This window comes from Paenibacillus sp. Soil750 (assembly GCF_001428045.1).
Lineage (GTDB): Bacteria > Bacillota > Bacilli > Paenibacillales > NBRC-103111 > Paenibacillus_E > Paenibacillus_E allorhizoplanae.
The window spans coordinates 1-18056 of record NZ_LMSD01000022.1 but is presented as its reverse complement, the minus strand read 5'-3'; the positions used below and the strand labels follow the sequence as shown (position 1 = coordinate 18056).

General features: G+C 46.1%; 15 protein-coding genes and 15 tRNA genes. 2 read left to right on the top strand and 28 right to left on the bottom strand.

What is annotated here, in order from left to right; all coding sequences use genetic code 11:
• Positions 1 to 118 precede the first annotated feature (118 nt).
• The 6 genes from ASL11_RS20400 to ASL11_RS20375 all read right to left on the bottom strand — a co-directional run bounded on the left by ASL11_RS20400 (position 119) and on the right by ASL11_RS20375 (position 5798).
• Positions 119 to 1387, bottom strand: a complete 1269-nt coding sequence (locus tag ASL11_RS20400) for a molybdopterin molybdotransferase MoeA (RefSeq protein ID WP_235550521.1) — start codon at positions 1385 to 1387, stop codon at positions 119 to 121.
• 30 nt (positions 1388 to 1417) lie between these two features.
• On the bottom strand, positions 1418 to 2422 hold the full coding sequence (gene moaA / locus ASL11_RS20395) for a GTP 3',8-cyclase MoaA (protein ID WP_056618844.1): 1005 nt from the start codon (positions 2420 to 2422) through the stop codon (positions 1418 to 1420).
• Positions 2423 to 2507: 85 nt separating this feature from the next.
• Positions 2508 to 3122: a molybdenum cofactor guanylyltransferase gene (gene mobA / locus ASL11_RS20390; RefSeq protein WP_056618842.1), complete on the bottom strand. Its 615-nt coding sequence runs from the start codon at positions 3120 to 3122 to the stop codon at positions 2508 to 2510.
• Positions 3119 to 3763: an MOSC domain-containing protein gene (locus ASL11_RS20385; protein ID WP_056618840.1), complete on the bottom strand. Its 645-nt coding sequence runs from the start codon at positions 3761 to 3763 to the stop codon at positions 3119 to 3121. Before ASL11_RS20385 ends, mobA begins: the two co-directional genes overlap by 4 nt.
• A gap of 96 nt (positions 3764 to 3859) precedes the next feature.
• A complete protein-coding gene (locus ASL11_RS38005) occupies positions 3860 to 4654 on the bottom strand; it encodes a molybdopterin-dependent oxidoreductase (RefSeq protein ID WP_327205107.1) in 795 nt (264 codons plus the stop codon).
• Between the two features lie 760 nt (positions 4655 to 5414).
• The gene (locus ASL11_RS20375; protein ID WP_056618835.1) at positions 5415 to 5798 is read right to left on the bottom strand and encodes a hypothetical protein; all 384 of its coding nucleotides are present in this window, start codon (positions 5796 to 5798) and stop codon (positions 5415 to 5417) included.
• A 184-nt stretch (positions 5799 to 5982) separates the two neighbouring features.
• Here ASL11_RS20375 and ASL11_RS20370 point away from each other — a divergent pair, with 184 nt between their 5' ends.
• A complete protein-coding gene (locus ASL11_RS20370; RefSeq protein WP_056618832.1) occupies positions 5983 to 6804 on the top strand; it encodes an alpha/beta fold hydrolase in 822 nt (273 codons plus the stop codon).
• A gap of 5 nt (positions 6805 to 6809) precedes the next feature.
• On the opposite strand, the gene ASL11_RS20365 is transcribed toward ASL11_RS20370, so the two are convergent.
• On the bottom strand, positions 6810 to 8024 hold the full coding sequence (locus ASL11_RS20365) for an ROK family protein (protein ID WP_235550520.1): 1215 nt from the start codon (positions 8022 to 8024) through the stop codon (positions 6810 to 6812).
• 77 nt (positions 8025 to 8101) lie between these two features.
• Positions 8102 to 8812: a class I SAM-dependent methyltransferase gene (locus ASL11_RS20360; protein ID WP_056618824.1), complete on the bottom strand. Its 711-nt coding sequence runs from the start codon at positions 8810 to 8812 to the stop codon at positions 8102 to 8104.
• A 250-nt stretch (positions 8813 to 9062) separates the two neighbouring features.
• Between ASL11_RS20360 and ASL11_RS36575 the strand changes: the two genes are divergently transcribed.
• Positions 9063 to 9179: an MYXO-CTERM sorting domain-containing protein gene (locus ASL11_RS36575; RefSeq protein ID WP_157256982.1), complete on the top strand. Its 117-nt coding sequence runs from the start codon at positions 9063 to 9065 to the stop codon at positions 9177 to 9179.
• A 73-nt stretch (positions 9180 to 9252) separates the two neighbouring features.
• Here ASL11_RS36575 and ASL11_RS20355 read toward each other — a convergent pair whose 3' ends face one another.
• The 20 genes from ASL11_RS20355 to ASL11_RS20260 all read right to left on the bottom strand — a co-directional run bounded on the left by ASL11_RS20355 (position 9253) and on the right by ASL11_RS20260 (position 18053).
• Positions 9253 to 10803 (bottom strand): ABC transporter substrate-binding protein, encoded by a 1551-nt coding sequence (locus ASL11_RS20355; RefSeq protein ID WP_056618822.1) that lies wholly within the window; start codon positions 10801 to 10803, stop codon positions 9253 to 9255.
• 74 nt (positions 10804 to 10877) lie between these two features.
• On the bottom strand, positions 10878 to 11822 hold the full coding sequence (locus ASL11_RS20350; RefSeq protein ID WP_056618820.1) for a carbohydrate ABC transporter permease: 945 nt from the start codon (positions 11820 to 11822) through the stop codon (positions 10878 to 10880).
• A 15-nt stretch (positions 11823 to 11837) separates the two neighbouring features.
• Positions 11838 to 12821 carry an ABC transporter permease gene (locus ASL11_RS20345; RefSeq protein ID WP_056618817.1) on the bottom strand — a complete coding sequence of 328 codons (984 nt, stop codon included), beginning with the start codon at positions 12819 to 12821 and terminating at the stop codon, positions 11838 to 11840.
• A gap of 247 nt (positions 12822 to 13068) precedes the next feature.
• Positions 13069 to 14673 carry a response regulator transcription factor gene (locus ASL11_RS20340; protein ID WP_056618814.1) on the bottom strand — a complete coding sequence of 535 codons (1605 nt, stop codon included), beginning with the start codon at positions 14671 to 14673 and terminating at the stop codon, positions 13069 to 13071.
• Positions 14666 to 16429, bottom strand: coding sequence for a cache domain-containing sensor histidine kinase (locus ASL11_RS20335; RefSeq protein WP_235550523.1), 1764 nt, complete (start codon positions 16427 to 16429; stop codon positions 14666 to 14668). Before ASL11_RS20335 ends, ASL11_RS20340 begins: the two co-directional genes overlap by 8 nt.
• 210 nt (positions 16430 to 16639) lie before the next feature.
• Positions 16640 to 16718 (bottom strand) — tRNA-Leu (locus ASL11_RS20330).
• Positions 16719 to 16735: 17 nt separating this feature from the next.
• Positions 16736 to 16824: transfer RNA gene (locus tag ASL11_RS20325), tRNA-Leu, on the bottom strand.
• Positions 16825 to 16836: 12 nt separating this feature from the next.
• A tRNA-Cys gene (locus ASL11_RS20320) sits at positions 16837 to 16910 on the bottom strand.
• 10 nt (positions 16911 to 16920) lie between these two features.
• A tRNA-Gly gene (locus tag ASL11_RS20315) sits at positions 16921 to 16995 on the bottom strand.
• An 8-nt stretch (positions 16996 to 17003) separates the two neighbouring features.
• A tRNA-Gln gene (locus ASL11_RS20310) sits at positions 17004 to 17075 on the bottom strand.
• 22 nt (positions 17076 to 17097) lie between these two features.
• Positions 17098 to 17170 (bottom strand) — tRNA-His (locus ASL11_RS20305).
• 25 nt (positions 17171 to 17195) lie between these two features.
• A tRNA-Trp gene (locus ASL11_RS20300) sits at positions 17196 to 17269 on the bottom strand.
• A 12-nt stretch (positions 17270 to 17281) separates the two neighbouring features.
• Positions 17282 to 17363, bottom strand: a tRNA-Tyr gene (locus ASL11_RS20295).
• Between the two features lie 9 nt (positions 17364 to 17372).
• A tRNA-Thr gene (locus ASL11_RS20290) sits at positions 17373 to 17448 on the bottom strand.
• Between the two features lie 16 nt (positions 17449 to 17464).
• Positions 17465 to 17540: transfer RNA gene (locus tag ASL11_RS20285), tRNA-Phe, on the bottom strand.
• 22 nt (positions 17541 to 17562) lie between these two features.
• Positions 17563 to 17639, bottom strand: a tRNA-Asp gene (locus ASL11_RS20280).
• A gap of 12 nt (positions 17640 to 17651) precedes the next feature.
• Positions 17652 to 17728: transfer RNA gene (locus ASL11_RS20275), tRNA-Met, on the bottom strand.
• 56 nt (positions 17729 to 17784) lie between these two features.
• Positions 17785 to 17857 (bottom strand) — tRNA-Val (locus ASL11_RS20270).
• Between the two features lie 14 nt (positions 17858 to 17871).
• A tRNA-Glu gene (locus ASL11_RS20265) sits at positions 17872 to 17946 on the bottom strand.
• 15 nt (positions 17947 to 17961) lie between these two features.
• Positions 17962 to 18053, bottom strand: a tRNA-Ser gene (locus ASL11_RS20260).
• Positions 18054 to 18056: the final 3 nt, after the last annotated feature.

The window sequence follows — 18056 nt, the reverse complement described above, 5'->3', positions numbered from 1 at the left end:
CCCCTCCTGACAGACGGTTACTTGTTAGCGTCAAACTTGTGAAGATATAAGTTATTGATGTTCTTCATAACATTTTGCATCCAAGAATTTCACATATAAAAGGATAAGTTCATTAAAATCATCGCGTTGTATACACCTTCACGCTATCACCACGCTGATAGCCCTGCCCCCCGGCTGGCAGCCAAATTAAGCAATCCGCATCTTTGATCGACACCATAATGCTAGATTTATCAATACCAGCGGGTCTTACCCATAAACACCCTGCTTCCACTCGGGTTGTCCCTCGTATATAACGTGGATAAGCGGAGGGTTTATCGTAGGGAACATCCAAGAAGGCTGTTAACTCTTCCGACTCGGGACGCTGGCTCCCTAGCATTGACCTAATAATCGGCTTAGCGAATAACTCAAAGCCTACGAACGAAGCGCCAGGATTACCAGACAGCGCCATGAGCAGCTTGCCTTTCCATAACGCAGCACTCGTTGGAGTTCCTGGCCGCATCGCTACCTTATTAAACAATAGCTTCCCATCGAACCGACCGAATACATCGACGAGCACATCATAGTCACCAACAGAGACGCCGCCAGAAGTCAGAATAAGATCGACATCAGGCAGTATAGCTTCAAGCGCGGCTTCCACTTGCCCAGGATCATCCGAGAGTGCTGGCATGATGAGGGCTGCTCCCCCGTTTGCTTCCACTTGAGCAGCTAACATGTAACTGTTACTGTTACGTATTTTCCCTGGTTGCAGCTCCTGTTCGACTTGTAAGAGCTCTGAGCCAGTTGAGAAAATAGCCACTCTTGGCCTTCGGTACACCTCAACCATCGAGAAACCGAACGTCGCTAATATCGCGGCTTCTCCTGGACCAATCCGAGTACCCTGCGAGATCACTAACTCCCCAAGAGTAACTTCACCAGCGATCGGCGTAATATTACTTGCTGTTTGCACATTTTTCTTAATCTTCACCTTGGCACCCAATGATGACAGCAACTCATCCTGCAAGGAATCCGTCATTTCCAGCATCACAACCGTGTCCGCACCATCTGGAACAGGGGCTCCCGTCATGATACGGGCAGCCTTCCCTGCTCGAACCGTACACTTAGGTATAGTACCACTTGGAATTCGCTCAATCACATCTAACACAATCGGATTGTCCGGAGTCGCTGCAGCGATATCCTGGGAACGCACCGCATACCCATCCACGCCTGATCTACGAAAATGTGGCACCGCATGACCCGCATAAATATCCTTTGCTAACATTCTGCCGAAAGACGTCGGAAGCGAAACAGTCTCCGTCTCTGTGGGTTTAACGTATTCGTAAAGTGCGGCTCGTGCCTCATCGACCGAGATCACTTTACGGCCAAACCTAAGTTTCATTTCGCTGCTCACTTGCTTCCCATGCCTCCCTGTGCCCGTTAGCTAACCACCGATTTGTGACATTCGACGAATAGTTGGTGTATGCGACTGCTCTTCATTCATCAAAGCCTGTGCCATCTCGTGATTTTGTGGCTTAATATCCAGCGCTCGGAAGAACAAATCTTCCACCGCAGCATCATCCCCAATATATTTTCGCACATTAAATTCGTCCGACCAGTATAAGCAAGGCTTAATATTGCCATCTGCCGTTAGCCGCAACCTGTTGCAGGTTTCACAGAAGTGATCGCTAATTGGATGTATGAGCCCGAATGAGCCTAATGCACCTTCAATGCGAAAGTTCTGTGCTGGGCCGTTGCCATAAACCGCGTTCGAAGCTGTTGCTTCCCAACCCATTTCCTTGCAGCGATCGAGAACCGTTGTAAGGGATAAATAACGCTTTTTCCAATCCTCATCTTGATGACCGATAGGCATATATTCAATAAAACGAACCTGAATCGGTCGATCAATCGTCATTTGTAAGAAATCAGCAATCTCGTCATCATTAATGCCTTTCATCAGCACCACATTCAGCTTAATCGGTGTAATCCCTACACGATATGCTTCTTCAATGGAAGCTAGCACGCGACGAATATCACCACCACGGGTGATTAATGAGAACCGATCTGCCCGCAAGGAATCCAAACTAATATTTACACGAGTTAGCCCTGCTGCACGAAGCTTCTCAGCCCGTGACGCAAAGTAAATCCCATTCGTAGTCAATGCTATATCTTCAATACCGGGAATCTGTGATAACCTGCCGATTAACTGCTCTAGGTTTTTACGAACTAGCGGCTCTCCCCCGGTTAAACGCAATTTGCGAACGCCAAGTCCAGCTAATACACGAACAATCTCGGTTATTTCATCAAAAGTTAACAGCTTCTCATCCGGTTCAAATTCCATTCCGTCTTCCGGCATACAATATACACAACGCAAATTACAACGATCTGTCACTGAGATGCGCAGGTAATCATGCATCCGTCCAAAACGATCCAACAGCAGCTTTGGCATCGGAGTTCACCTTCTCTCTCTGTCCATTATGGCATATTTTCTAACAAAATCCTAGATTATTAAGCATTTTATCTAGAAAAATGAATTATAATGGTAGATTTTCTAACATGCACTCATATTCTTCTGGGGTATTAATATTGGTAACGAAATTCGTTCGAAGACCACGTTGAACCAAATAATGCTCATCCACAGACTGCCAATCCAAATGCTCCAGCAGGCCCATCAATCGGTAGTTTTGTTGCCCAAGCAGCAGTTCGGTTTCAGGCCCAACTTCTCTTACATAGATCCCATGCAGGGGATGCAGACGACCCTCAATCTCGGGTATAACCGCATCCACATTAGACTCGCGGCACAGTTCTGCCATCACCTTAGCTGCATCTGCAGAAATAAAAGGCATATCACACCCAACAACCCATACATGAGATGCGCTTGCGACTTTCAGGGCAGCGTGAATGCCGCTTAACGGACCCTTTTGGATATAATGGTCACTCACACATTGTACGTCAATATCCTTAACCCCAACCAGTAACGGCTGAAGAGTTTCAATGTCATTGGTCACTACAATAATTTGCTCGCATCCCCGGGACATTTCTTTCAGTTGCCTTAAGAGAATAGTTTCGCCTTGCACAGGTAGAAGCGCTTTGTGTTTCCCACCCATGCGGCGATTCAAGCCCCCTGCAAGTATAACCCCCGTCATCATGCCTCGAGCTCCGCCAATCGTTTCCTAAACGACTGCTTCCAGCTAGCCGAAAGGCTATCTACAGAAAGCACTCTTTTGATCGCATCGATATTGAACTTATCGTGATACTTAATCTGATTGGCGAACGTAACTGTCACACCCGCTTCATCTCTAGCGATGAGTTTCATCTTGGAATCCGGTGCAATGTAACCCTCTTTCAGCACACGAAAATAATAGCCTGTATATCCCGTTTCCTGAACGTGTAGCGTTGCTTCTGGCCAATCCATGCGCTTTGCTAGCTTATGACAGGGCTGCCTAGGCTGTGAGACCTGCACGATAACCTCGTCAATGGCAAATTGATCACCAATACAAACCTCATGCTCCTGCAAGCCGCGAATCGTCAGATTTTCACCAAAGGTAGCAGCGTCCAATGTATGGCCCCGCAAGTTTTCCCAGTAGGCATAGTGTTCTTCTGGATACACGCAGATGGCTTTATCAACACCACCATGAACCGTTAGATCAGCCTGCCCATCTCCGTCAATCTGCACCTTCGATACAAACAAAGAGGAGCTGACCGGCGTCTTATAAATCCCCGTGGTCAGCTCTTTGCCTTGATAAGTTATAGTCTGGGGTAACCCCACATTGATAGATGTAATTTGCATGACAAATGCCCCTCATTCCGAACAGGATTCTTTGCCCTTACTATACCAAATTTTCAGCGAAAAGTCAGTGCCCGCTTCAACAGCTCTGAACCTCTGTTAGGCATTTGATTTGCCTACGCAAGCATCGTTATCATAGCCACGTACTTCCCAATACCCCATGTGCTCTTTCTCGATTAACTCAATGCCTTGCAGCCATTTCACTGATTTATAGGCGTACATCTGAGGCACAATCAGTCGCACTGGCCCACCTAGTTGCTGTGGAATCGGCTTACCGTCCATCAATACGGCGACCATGATATCATCTCCGTTTGCCTGACTCAAGGACAGTGCATCCGTATATACTTTATCGCCTGAATAAAATTTCACAAATTTTGCTGATGTTTGAACACCTGCCACCGCTAACAGCTGCTTCAGTGGAATGCCTTCCCATGTACATTGGTATACGGACCATCCCGTCACACAGTGAAAGTCACTCACTTGAACCGTGCGTTTCATCTGCAGGAACTGTTCCCAGTTCCACGCATTGGGCTTATCCACGAGACCTGAAATTGCAAATTTCCAGGTGTCCGAGGAGAACGTTGGAATTTCCGTCACCGTGTAGATGCGGAAATTCCCTTTGGCCCCTCCGCCAACAACAGCGGCGGAGTCCGGCAATGGCGCTGGCGGCGGCAACATGCGGTTGCCGTCGTTAGCCACATACTCGGCGGTCGACGACCCGCCGGTGTCGAAGGCGCCTTTTATCCAGCGATAAAAGGCAGGGCCGACCGCGATCACGAGCAGCACCCCTGCGACGAGTCGCAGGAAGGAGGCGCGTGTGATCGGTGATTCCTTCAGCGCGGCGATGACCGCCTGCGCTGCTGTGCGCCCTGCAGTGGCGTCTTCGGACGCCACCGGGGCTATGTCTGCCGCTGCGACGCTCGCGGCGGCAGGCGGCCTGCTGGCAGCGGCTTGTTCGAGCCGCTGTTGGCGCTTGAGCCATCGGCTGCGCGAGATGGCGTGGTACACGGCATACGGCACTCCGACCCAGGTGAGCAGGTCATGCACGAGGAGTGCCGCGTTGTTCAATCCTGGTGGCATGTGCCGGAACTGCCACAGGATCACGCCTGATGCAGCCCAGCCGATCAGGAGCGCGAGCACGAACACCAAATTCGCGCGTTGGTTGCGGCGCGCGCGAATCTGGCGCCAATGCTTGCGGATCATTGGCGCGTACAGAACCATGAGCAGCACAGAGGCTAATCCCAAATAAATGTGGAGCTGCTTCAGCGTCACACGAAATGCACCAAGGTCTCCGCGGATCGCACCAATACTGAGCACTATCCCTGTCACCGTCAGAAGCACCACAATCCAAGCATTCCAGCTATGCAGAGCATTTAAACGCTTTCCAAACGATTGCTTCAGCCAGCCTCTTTTTGACTCCACCTTCGGCCACATCCTTCACGAAATACGTACACGATTGTTTTACGTCTATCATAACGTATAAACCTTAAAATTAGCTTACAATTGGATAAATTTATCAGCGTCATCTGCGACCTTAGCCCTCAATCCACGAACAATCCACCAACATCCCCCACCGACAACGCATCCGTACAAAAAGAAAAAGGTCAAATCGCGTCGCAACGGATTTCACCTTTATCATTTTAAATTCTTGTAATTAGCCTCCAATACGAATCTTGCGGTATGTATCGATAAACGATAGGACATCGACCCGTTTCCCCCTCTTTTTAGCTACACGAGCCATTTTCACAAGGGTTGTCCAGAACTCATCTAGCACTGGCGATTCAAATCCATCTTCATTCGATTCTTGCGTTAATTTATGTTTGTTTTTGTAGGAAGTGCCTTCATCCGAAATGAGGTATTGAATTTGACTTTTTTTCCATTGCTCACCCGATACATAGCTAACACCCATTTCACGCATTTTTTTGCGGACAGATGTAACAGGACGTGATAATTCTCTAGCAATGATAACTGGCGGACACTCCGAGGAAAGGCGAATTAGTTTGTCCAGCTCTTGAGTGGACCATGGTTTTTTAGTCATTTCAATAAACCCCATTTCGTAAATATAAATGTTTCATTTTGCCTGTTCTTGGTTAAGTACTAAAGGTATAATCAGAGAATAGCAATGAAATGTTAAGTAAGTATGAGTTAACCATAATGAAAGTATGAAGACATAACTTTTTCGCTATTTTTCTTAAAAACAGGTCCTTGGAGGGTGAAAAACAATGAAAAAACACGTAAATGGTACCGAATTATTCGTTCAAGATCAGGGTCAAGGAACTCCTGTTATCCTACTTCATGGCTTTCCCTTGGATCATCGGATGTGGCAATCACAAATGGAGACATTGTCAGCAAACTACCGCGTACTTGCACCTGATTTCCGTGGCATGGGTCAATCCGATTTGCCAGTTACGCCAATGTCTCTCACGCAGTATGCGCAAGATATTCTTGCTCTTATGGATGAATTACGTATAGAAAAAGCCACCCTCGGAGGCTTCTCCATGGGTGGCTATGTCGCTTTTGCTCTACTTCGTCTTGCACCTGAACGCTTCTCAGCGTTGATTCTAGCCAATACACGCCCCGAGCCAGATGGCCAAGAAGGACGGAAAAATCGCCTGAATATGGCTGTCTCTTTGTATGACAAGGGAGCCGCGGCCGCTCGAGATGCCATGCTGCCTAAACTTGTGACTGAAGCCACACATCAAGAGCAGCCGCAGCTGATCGATTCCCTCAAGGTGATCATGGACAGCATGCCAGCCGAAGGACTTGTCCACGCCAGCATCGCGATGGCCTACCGCGCGGACTCGGTTGATCTCCTGCCTACCATCACTGTGCCAACCCTCGTCATCGCAGGCGAACAGGATGCAATCGCGCCGCCAGATGTTATGAAGTCTATGGCCGATCAGATTCCAGGCGCTAACTTTCACGTCATTCCTTCTGCTTCCCACTTAACACCAATGGAGAAACCGGAAGCCTTCAATGATCTAGTTCTTGCCTTTCTGAAGGAAGCTTCGCTTAAATCAATGGACTACCGCTCGCCTTCCTAAAGAAGCTAAGCTTTAACCAGCTGATTCATAACCATCACGGCAGCTCCTATGGCTAATGCTTCATCACCAAGCTGTCCTTTGCTGAAAACAACCTGATAGGCGGGGTAATAATAAGTCTTGCGAATCGCAACCTTCGTTGCTGTCTGGAAGAACAATTCCCCGCCTGTTATCAACGGCCCCCCGATGATCACTTTCTCCGGGTGCAAAATATTTAATAAATTCGCCAGGCCGATCCCGAAATAGGTCGCAGCCTCCGTCACGATCTCCACGGCTAGGGGATCATTTTTTTTGAGTGCCTCCATAATATGCTGGTAAGTAACCTGCTCTGGATCCTCAACCATATGTACTAACACGGTAGATTTCCCTTGTTTCAAGGCAGATTTCGCAGCTTTCTCTATCGCATATAGCGATGCATAAGATTCCAAAGCGCCATAATTGCCAGCTTGGTTGCGATGGGCAACACCATCGGTTTGAATGATCATTTGCCCCACAGAGCCTTCCATATCGACCGCCCCATAGATAACCTTGCCTTCTGACACCATCGAGGAACGTAAGCCTACGCCAGCGTGAATATAAAGGAGATGCTTGAAGCTCCGGGTCCGTTGATGCCAGGATTCCGCCAGAATCGCTGTGTTCGCGCCATTGTCCAGCAATGCAGGGACTTGGAGCTCTCCAGTTAACCACCTGCATATGTCCACATGTCTCCAGCCACTTGCCGGGAAATATGACGGCTCCAAAATAACTCCGGCTACTCGGTCTACCGGTCCCACTGCTCCAATTCCTATACCCAACACCTGCGAAGTTTCGATGCCATGGTGAGTTATCATACGCTTCGCTTCCTTGACAATAAGGGGAAGCAGTACTCCTGGAGTCATAACTTCTGTCATCGCCCAGCTCTTCGTTTCCAGCTTGTTCATCCCTAGATCTACAAGTACCAGCTTGGACAGGGTTCTCGAGATTTCCAAACCAAATATATAAGCATAGGCCGGATTCTTCTCATATAAAATCGGCCTACGCCCGCCCGTAGATGCACCAAAGCCTGATTCCAAGATGAGTCCCTGACTCGTTAACTCCTCTAGAAGTCGCGTTAACGTCGAGACCGTCATACCGCTTTGGTCTAATAAATCTATTTTCGAAACCGTCGTTTGCCGTGTAATCAGCTCGTAAACTTCCTTGGCTTTTCGGTTCGAAATTCGTTCTGTAATAACGTCTACATTCAAAAGAAGCAGCCTCCAATGATAATCTTTCTCATATGCTTCGCCATGAAGGAATCATTATCCTGCTTCTTAGTGTATCCTTAGTCCTTGGAGCCTATCATTAGGGTGTAACCCATATAAGGATGATACTTGCTGACAAGCTCATCATACCGAGCTGTGATTTGCCATACACGGGGATCCATGAAGGATTGTCGGTCAGATAAATGAACAGGATCTGGATGCTGAACCTGATCTTCGAACATCGTCAATGGGAAGGGATGGATGCCTGTCGAAGTGACGGTAGCGAAGTTATTGCTCTCCAGCAGCTCTTGCCACTCTTCCAGCTTATAGATCTTACTCACCCCATAGAAACTGCATAGCGCCCTATGAATGCCTGTTGTCATATCTTTTACTTTAATCACTTCTCGGTCATATAGCTTTCCTTCTGGTTTTAATACCCGATAGTACTCCGATACAGCTTTCTGAGCGTCTGCGAAGTTCGTAACAGATTCCACCATCACGACATCGAAAGAATTTGCATCGAATGGCAGCTGACAAACATCACCAATCAAGAATTTCACCTGGGTCCCCTGCTTCTCCGCTCTGATCTTGGCTTTATTAATCATCTCCGGACGTATATCGATGGCAGTGACATCGCAGCCCTGCTCTGCCAAATAACAGGCTGTTCTACCTGTTCCGCAGCCAACTTCCAACACCTTTTTCCCTATGTCGATCGGATATTTCTTCAGTTGCTCAATGGTTTCTCCAAATCCCCCGGGATGTGCATTTCCTATCCCGAGCTTCGCTAACATATCCAAGTAATCGATAGCCCTTACACCTCCGCAATGGCATTACGTTCTTTTTCTACCATATGGAAGGCTACTGCCACTTGTTCAACTTCTCGCCATCTTTTAACAAAAACAGGCTCTTGCCTAAAAGTCGTGATTATCCCTATAGATTTAGGCGAAACACCCAAGCAAATCGTGACATCTCTCCATAGGATAGTATTGTCTCTCATTCGCTTCTGCGGAAGAGCATTCCTAGAGATGGGGGGTGACATAAATGGGTGTTGCTGTAGGTGCTGGTTCTTGTGCAGGTTATGGTGGTACGTCGTCCGCTGCAGTTGTTCTTGTTCTGTTCGTTCTGCTTGTTATCGTAACAATGACTTTTGTTTGGTAATTAGTCATAGATGTCTGCAATCAAAAGGAGCCAAGACTCATTGCTGAGTCTGGCTCCTTCTACATAGAACCTCTTATTTCTTCGAAGCTGCTAAGAACGCATCCAATTGCTTTTGCTTTTCAGCTATGATTTTATCAATGCCTGCTGCTTTCATTTTATCTTGATATTTCGGCAAGGAAGCATCCATATCCACAGAACCTGTATCCATCGCTGCATCGAATTCTTTGCCTACGTTAACTGCTGCAGCCACTTGGGTTTTAACAGGCTCAGAGTCGAACGTAAAGCCTAGACCTGGTGATTTTTTGCCTGATTTATTGAACTCTTTGAATTTATCCCATTTCTGTGGATCTTCATTATCGTACAAATAGTTCAAGAATTGGTTACCGAACTGCCATGCAGCACCTGGTGCATAATTTTTGCCTGCATCTGTTGCTTTAATAATGTTTTCCGACACTTTCGTGTAGTGCGTACCTTCGATACCAAAGTTGATGAGATTGTTTAATTGTTTATCCGTGTGCAAGAGGTTAATCACCATCATCGTACGAGCTGGATCCTTGGACGTTACGGAAATACCTAACATGGAACCTGCTGTGTCGCCGGTGGAAATTGTACGTGGTGTCAACTCGATTTGGCCAAGTTTACCTACCAAGTTCGTTGCATTTGCCAGTTCACTATCTTTACCTGGTTTCAAAGAAGATGTAATCATGAATACATTCCCGGATTTCAAAGCATCTTGACCCGACAATTGCGTTGTAGCTGCATCTTTATTGATATAGCCTTTTTGCATAAAATCACGTGTTAATTTCAAAATTTCCTTATAACGCGGTTGATCCCATTTCGGAATCACTTTTGTATCTGTGCCATCTTTCATAATAACACCTGGAATTGTGCTGTCACCCAGATAGTCATACTGTGCCAAATAGTGCGCATTCAAGTTATCCCCGTCGCGAAGGAAGAAAGCTGTCATTTCTGGCTTTTTCTCTTTGACTGTTTTCAGTACATTAGCCAGGTCTGCCATCGTCTTCACAGCTGTCATATCAATGCCTAATTCTTTGGCGATATCCGCACGATACACAACCCCACCGGAAGCTGCAAGTTCTTTATTCGTTGGGACACCATAGTTTTTACCGTTGATTTTAGCTCCTTGCAAGAACGCTGGATCCAAGGAATCCGTAATACCCTTTCCATATTGCCCAATCAAATCATTAAGCGGCATCAAGGCGCCTTTACCCACATTGACAGCGTGACCATTCCATTGTGCTGTGAAAAGGATATCGAACTCTTCACGGGAAGCAATCATTAAGTTCGTTTTATTATCCCATTGGCCCCAGTCGATTGGCATTAATTTGATCGTTGCGTTGATTTTTTCTTTCAAAACCTTGTTCATAGCGTCTTCTACTTTAGCTTGATCCGGTTGTGGTGTTCCAGGGTAGACTAGTTTCACTTCATAAGGCTTCAAATCCGTTGTAGCTGCTTTCGTCGCAGCAGGCGCTGTACTTGTTGCTGGTGCTGCTGTAGCACTTGCAGCAGGCTCTGGTGTGCTCTTCGAACAGCCCGCCAAGGTGAGTGATAACGAAAACGTTAGGGTAAGAAGTGCAAGAGTGCTTTTTTTCAAAGCTTTCATTGATGGATTGCCTCCCTTTATCTCAATTCTTCATATATGCTAAACCAGTCTACACTGGTACAAGCCGTGTTAAACTATCCTTTTATTGCACCAACCGTCAGGCCTTTCTTAAAATACTTCTGGAAGAATGGATACGCGAACACGATCGGTCCTATTCCGAGTACGGCCATCGCCATACGGACTGTTTCCGTTGGTAGTTGTAGCATGCCCCCTGCTTGGGATAAACCTTGACTCGCTTGCACATTCGAGGTTAAAAACTGAATATCCAGCATGGTTTTGTACATCATGAACTGCAGATTGATGTTTTTGCTGCCAGAAATGAACACCAGACTCAGGAACCAGTCATTCCAATAGTTCAGCACCTGAAACAAACCAACCGAAGCCAATACCGGTAAAGAGAGTGGAATAATGATTTGACTGAAAATCCGAACCTCACCGGCTCCATCAATTTTCGCTGCTTCGATTAAAGGCATCGGAATCGAATTCGCAAAGAATGTCCGAAGCAATAGGACGAAGAAGGCGGAGACCAACAAGGGCAGCATTAGTGCTGCGATCGTATTTTTCAAATCCAGCATCTGGGTATAGACAAGATACCATGGAACGAGCCCACCATTGAATAACATCGTGAAAAACATGAAGAAGGAGAAGAAACTTCTATGTGGAAAATCACTTCGCGAGATCGGATACGCATAAAGTGACATCATCACTAAACTAATTGCTGTTCCTACCGTTGCTAGAAAGACTGAGATCCCGAAGGAGCGCAAGATTTGATGCCAATCCTTGAACATGAACTTATACGCTTCCAAACTCCAAGCTTCAGGTATGAAATTGTAGCCATGTATGAGAACTCCCTTTTCATCTGAAAAGGATACGATGATTACCAATACCAGAGGCATTATACAAGCTGCGGTATAAATCCAGAAGAACACGTTAACCAACAAATTCGCTGTAGGCGTTAATTCATTTGGTCCTCGTTTTCTGGCTATCCGTTGTTTACGTACTGAAATTGCTTCACTCATGACAGCCACTCCTTCTTAAAATAGTGCGTTCTCTTTGCTTACTTTTCTTACAAATAAATTCGTAACTAGAACAAGTAGGAAGCCCACAACGGCTTGGTACAAGCCTGCTGCAGATGACATTCCGATATCCCCCATCGTCAGGAACGTTTGATACACATAGGTATCAATAACTTGTGTTGTCGGAAATAAAGCGCCTGCATTTTTCGTTACTTGGAAGAATAGGCCAAAGTCAGCATAGAAAATTCTACCTACTTGAAGAAGTGTCATCGTAATCATGACCGGCATGATCAGTGGGATCGTGATGCGTTTTACTTGCTGCCATTTATTCGCTCCATCGATTAAAGCCGCTTCATAATACTCATGATCAATCCCTATAATGGCTGCCATATAAATGACTGTATAGTACCCAAGGTTTTTCCATGTGTTCACAATCGGTAGAATGACCGTCCAATATTTCGGCTCTGTATACCAGTCAATCGGCTCTATGCCTAATTTAGGCAGAAGCACGGTATTCACGAAACCATGCTCAGCGCCCAAGAAAGCGTATACTAGATATGCTACACATACCATCGAGAGAAAGAAGGGCAGAAACATCGTGCTTTGATGAAACTTCGATAGAAATTTACTACGCATCTCATTAAACATAATAGCCATTGCAACGGCGATTACCAAATTCAATACGATGAAAACCAGATTATACGAGATCGTATTTCGAGTAATGACCCACGCAACCTCACTAGAGAACAAATACTTGAAATTATCGAAACCCACCCATGGACTTCCTAAAATCCCTTTTGTGTAATTCACATTTTTAAAAGCAATCAGAACGCCCGCCATTGGAATGTAGTTGTTAATGATGAGCAGCAGTGCTGCTGGTGCCATCATCACATAGAAGATCCAGTATTTGCGAACCGTCCATAGAAAGTTTGATTGAACCCTAGTTCGTTTCGTAGTACGTATAGGGGCTGCCTGAGCTGCCGTATTTGGCGTATTGTTCATCTTTAATTTTGCTCCCCTTTCCATTCAATCCGCTTATATCCTCTCTCTTATAGGTTCATTGTAAATTGTTTGGAAATAAATCTCTATCTGCGTAGTGACCGAATAAGCACTTCTGTGACATTCGTCTAAACCTTGATTCGCCTGCCATCTCTCCCTGGAAAGCACAAAAAGCTACCCATTCCCGGGCAGCTTTTGGCCATTTCATCTTGAGTTGTTCTAACCCCTGATTCCATGCCTCAGAACCTCATCACCCCTGGAAGTTTTTACGATACTCTTGTGGGGAAAGTCCTGAATACTTCTTGAACATTTTCGCGAAAAAGGAAAAGTGTGAATAACCCGTTTGCTCCGCTACATAGCTGATCTTATCGTTGGTTTCCGCAAGCAGCTTCATCGCTTTCTCCATCCGAACCTTGAGACTGTACTCCGAAATGGAAAGCCCCGTTTCTTTTTTAAATAAACGCGATAAATAGGCCGGATTGAGAAACACAGAAGCCGCCAATTCCTCTCTGCTAAGCTCTTCCTCCATATGGTCGTCAATGTATTGGCATACCTTCGCTGTAACCGCTGAGACGCCTTTCAGATGGCTATTCATGTAGTCACAGCTAACGGTAGCGGTTCGAACCGCCCAATTCCTCAGTTGATTTAATGAACGCGTCGCACTGGTGTAGTCTTGTAGCTCTTGATGAGGGAGCATATCATGTACGGCTAATCCTTTTTTATGCAAAACATGATACACCACATGCAACATTCCATAATAGAAGGCCTCCACCGTTTCGGAACCCACGTCATCAGTCTTCTGCAGACGATCAATATTCTCCTGAATGCGAGCCACCAGTTCTGCCTTCTTTCCAGACTCCAATAACACAATCCAATCGGAAAAGGTTGGCGCCTGCGGCTTGTTCATAAGAGGCTGATCTGTTTCATTGTCCAAAAGCACACAGTTACTTTTTGTCACATTGTTCCGCTCATTTTGAAACAGGTCCGCTACCTTCGCCGTTAGCTTAAGTAAAGGCGTTTCCTCGCCTACATAGCAGGACAAGCTGCACTGAAAATAACGGTGACAAGCACTAATATAAGCCTCGCACTTCGCTTTGATGTCAGTTAGCGATAGTTCGCTTCCTTCCTCTACATACAGGAGAACTAAAGATGAACCATTCTCTTGAATCACGCAGCCAGCCTGCTCCACAACAATGATTTCAGCAGCAGCTTTTCGAATCGCGTACTCCATAATCTCTTCATCTCTTGCATTCAACTCTTCCTTCCAGTGCTCCACACTTATGAGGATGGGTAAGATCCTACTCGTCATGTCCAATGGGATTTCATACATCTGGAAATTGCGAGTCAACCGCTCCTCATTCGCAGGTATTTTCCCGCTCAACAGCTCCTGCCAAAACTTCTCAACCAACGTCGGCAGCTCACTAACCCAGTGACTGTAATACATCTTATATGTTTCATGAAAATCAGTCTGTTCCTGATCTTCTTTAATCTTCTCAATGGCGAGCTTCACAATGTCTTGCAGCCGATCGTGATCCACTGGCTTCAAGACGTAGTCAAAGCTCCCTAAGCGAACAGCCTGCTGCGCATATTCGAAATTCGCATGACCCGTTAAGAAAATCGTCTCCGTTTGTGGTGAATGCGTACGTACCCACTCCTGCAGCTGCAAGCCATTACTACCCGGCATTTCGATGTCCGAAATCATGATGTCGATTCGATTCTGAGATAGCACCTGCTTCGCTTCATTCACATCCAGTGCTTCAAAAATCTGACCAATCGGAAACGTCTCCCAATCGATCCCCACAGTGATTCCTTTTACCGCGATCTTCTCGTCGTCCACAACCAATAAATTAAACATCCTTCTCCGTCCCTTCCACAATGGGGGTGTGAAGCGGCAGCCTAATTTGAACCAAGGCCCCTCTCTCCGGCTTATTCAGAAATCTCAGCGCAACTCTGTTCCCATAATTCATTTGCAACCGATGCCGTACATTCCAAATCCCAAGGTGCTCATCGCCCGATTGGTCCAAATACTGAGCTGAATTTAATTGCTGCAGCATTTCTGGCTGAAAACCATCCCCGTTGTCGCTTATCGACAAGAGAAAGAACTCCTCGGGCGCTTCTTGATCTTGCTCCGCTTTCACTTGAATGACATACGTACCGTACTGCTTCGTAAACCCATGAATCACTGCATTTTCTACAAATGGCTGTACAATAAGCGGAGGTATAGCGTATTGGCTGTAGGTCTCTGGTAATTGGAGGTCAAATGTCAAATTGTCCGGATATCTCATGACTTGAATCTCCAAATAATTGCGAATATGATCGATCTCATCCTTCAGTGTCATCGTTGTCCGATTCGTACGCATAATAAAACGAAAATAATCGGCAAGATGCAGTGACATCTTCTGTACGGATTTCGTATCTTTTAACGCCGCGAGGTTATAAATGATATTTAAACTGTTCATATAGAAGTGAGGATTAATTTGAACTTGCAAATGCTTAAATTCCGCCTGCTGTACGCGGATCTTCTCCTCATAGACCGAAATCTTCAGATTCTCAATCTGATCCACCATGTTGTTAAAAGTAGCTATCAGAAAAGCAAATTCAGTCGAGCTGCCTTCATGCAACCTGACTGACAATTCCCCTTGGGCAATTTTCCTCATACCACGTATTAATTGCATCAATGGCTTGAATAAGATGCGCTGCACATACAACAAATAAATCCCAAGCACAAACGCTCCACCCAATGGTAAAAAGTAAATCAACAGCTGCAAATATGGCAAATTCTGCAGCATATTTTTCTCGGCAATGATGAGCTCAAATTCCAAATCTGCATGTGAGGAGGCTTCCCGCACAATCAAAAACTGCTGATCAAGCTCCTTATCTTTGACAATTTGAAAACCAGAAGTTTTCGCTGTGATTTGATCACTTATGTTCTTATATCTTTGTGATGGAAAATAGGCGTTTGTTAAAGTAGTTCCATCTGGAGATACGACAATGGTGCCTCCACCTTCTCCTGTGTCCCACTTGCTGAGCGGTTCAACCATGCTGCTCATTTTAATGAGAATGCCGCCTGACAGCCCTGCGCCCAAATCCTTATTAATCTTCATCAAATAGTGGTCGCCATTCACTGCCTTCATAATGAGCCAGTTACCATTCGAGCTGTCATTTGGACGACTCTTCGAATTTTCAACGATGAATTGTTTCACCGTCTGAACACGATCATAGTAATACGTATTTTCCCTTGTAGATACAAGTAGATCCCCCGTCGTATTCGAAAAGACGAAAAACGTATTAACCAAATTGTATATATCCAGCTGACGAGTTAACTTATTGAATAAGCGCTGCTTCGCTAGTACATAATCATCCGATTCCAAGGGGTACAAGTTCATATTAATCACATCAGGATCACTGTAGAGATGAAACAAATAATTATCGAATTCTTTGAGTGTATTATCCGTATCCTCCACATACTGCTGCAGGAGTTTATTATAGTTTTGAGAAATTTGATCCCTCACCACATTCATGGAATACACATTATTAAAAATCAGAAACAAGACCAAGGGAGCAACCACTAGCACAAACCCAATAAAAATCTTAAACCTTACCGAATTCACAATATTCAAAGGGTCCCCGCCTCATATGTTGTATTTGGGAATGAACTTCCATTGTAAGCGTTCCCTTCTTATTTTACTATCTGTAAAACACATATACATAGCATTTTAGATACAATGTGTACGAAGTACTTTGATATCTCTTCCGTTCCAAAAGTGAACAAAAAAAAGCCCATGAAATCAAATGATTTCATAGACTTTCTTTGTTCGTTATACCGGCAAGAGGACTCGAACCTCCACCCTTTCGGACTCGATTTTGAGTCGAGCGCGTCTGCCATTCCGCCATGCCGGCATAAACTTGTAAAACAATGGTGCCGAAGACCAGACTTGAACTGGTACGGTAGTCACCTACCGCAGGATTTTAAGTCCTGTGCGTCTGCCGATTCCGCCACTCCGGCTTATAAATTTTGTGGAGGCGCCACCCAGATTCGAACTGGGGGTAAAGCTTTTGCAGAGCTCTGCCTTACCACTTGGCTATGGCGCCTTAGTAATAATGGAGCGGAAGACGGGGATCGAACCCGCGACCCTCGCCTTGGCAAGGCGATGCTCTACCGCTGAGCCACTTCCGCATATAAAACTGGGGATCAAGGATTTGAACCTTGGCATGACGGAGTCAAAGTCCGTTGCCTTACCGCTTGGCTAATCCCCATTATGTTGCTTTGGTAATAATGGGCGGACGACGGGACTTGAACCCGCGAATGCCGGATCCACAAACCGGTGCGTTAACCCCTTCGCCACGACCGCCACAATATTAAGTTTCTTGCATTTTTGGCAGGGGCAGCAGGAATTGAACCCACACCAAAGGTTTTGGAGACCTTTGTTCTACCCTTAAACTATGCCCCTACATAAAGAAAATGGAGGCTGATGGATTCGAACCACCGAACTCGAAGAGAGCAGATTTACAGTCTGCCGTGTTTAGCCACTTCACTAAGCCTCCACAAAGCAATGGTGCCGTCGAGAGGACTTGAACCCCCAACCTACTGATTACAAGTCAGTTGCTCTACCAGTTGAGCTACAACGGCTTATTAAATTTTTAAATGGTGGCTTTGGACGGAATCGAACCGCCGACACGAGGATTTTCAGTCCTCTGCTCTACCGACTGAGCTACAAAGCCTAACTAAATTGTGTAATAATAATGGCGGAGCTGACGGGATTCGAACCCGCGGTCTCCTGCGTGACAGGCAGGCATGTTAGGCCACTACACCACAGCTCCACATGTATTATTTGGTTGCGGGGGCAGGATTTGAACCTGCGGCCTTCGGGTTATGAGCCCGACGAGCTACCGGGCTGCTCCACCCCGCGTCATTAAGTATAAGTCACGTTTCCTATTAAATCAAGTCTTTCATAAGGAAAAGTGATGGAGGCTGACGGGATCGAACCGCCGACCCTCTGCTTGTAAGGCAGATGCTCTCCCAGCTGAGCTAAGCCTCCATGGGAAGTAAAAATGGTGACCCGTAGGGGACTCGAACCCCTGTTACCTCCGTGAAAGGGAGGTGTCTTAACCACTTGACCAACGGGCCTTACTAGAAAGATTGTGGCGGAGAGAGAGGGATTCGAACCCTCGAGACGCTTGTGACGCCTACACGATTTCCAATCGTGCTCCTTCGGCCAGCTCGGACACCTCTCCATA

Coding starts and splice junctions, on each gene's coding strand:
- moaA (WP_056618844.1), bottom strand. CDS start 2,422: ATGCCAAAGCTGCTGTTGGATCGTTTTGGACGGATGCATGATTACCTG.
- mobA (WP_056618842.1), bottom strand. CDS start 3,122: ATGATGACGGGGGTTATACTTGCAGGGGGCTTGAATCGCCGCATGGGT.
- ASL11_RS20385 (WP_056618840.1), bottom strand. CDS start 3,763: ATGCAAATTACATCTATCAATGTGGGGTTACCCCAGACTATAACTTAT.
- ASL11_RS20375 (WP_056618835.1), bottom strand. CDS start 5,798: ATGACTAAAAAACCATGGTCCACTCAAGAGCTGGACAAACTAATTCGC.
- ASL11_RS20370 (WP_056618832.1), top strand. CDS start 5,983: ATGAAAAAACACGTAAATGGTACCGAATTATTCGTTCAAGATCAGGGT.
- ASL11_RS20360 (WP_056618824.1), bottom strand. CDS start 8,812: ATGTTAGCGAAGCTCGGGATAGGAAATGCACATCCCGGGGGATTTGGA.
- ASL11_RS36575 (WP_157256982.1), top strand. CDS start 9,063: ATGGGTGTTGCTGTAGGTGCTGGTTCTTGTGCAGGTTATGGTGGTACG.
- ASL11_RS20355 (WP_056618822.1), bottom strand. CDS start 10,803: ATGAAAGCTTTGAAAAAAAGCACTCTTGCACTTCTTACCCTAACGTTT.
- ASL11_RS20350 (WP_056618820.1), bottom strand. CDS start 11,822: ATGAGTGAAGCAATTTCAGTACGTAAACAACGGATAGCCAGAAAACGA.
- ASL11_RS20345 (WP_056618817.1), bottom strand. CDS start 12,821: ATGAACAATACGCCAAATACGGCAGCTCAGGCAGCCCCTATACGTACT.
- ASL11_RS20340 (WP_056618814.1), bottom strand. CDS start 14,673: ATGTTTAATTTATTGGTTGTGGACGACGAGAAGATCGCGGTAAAAGGA.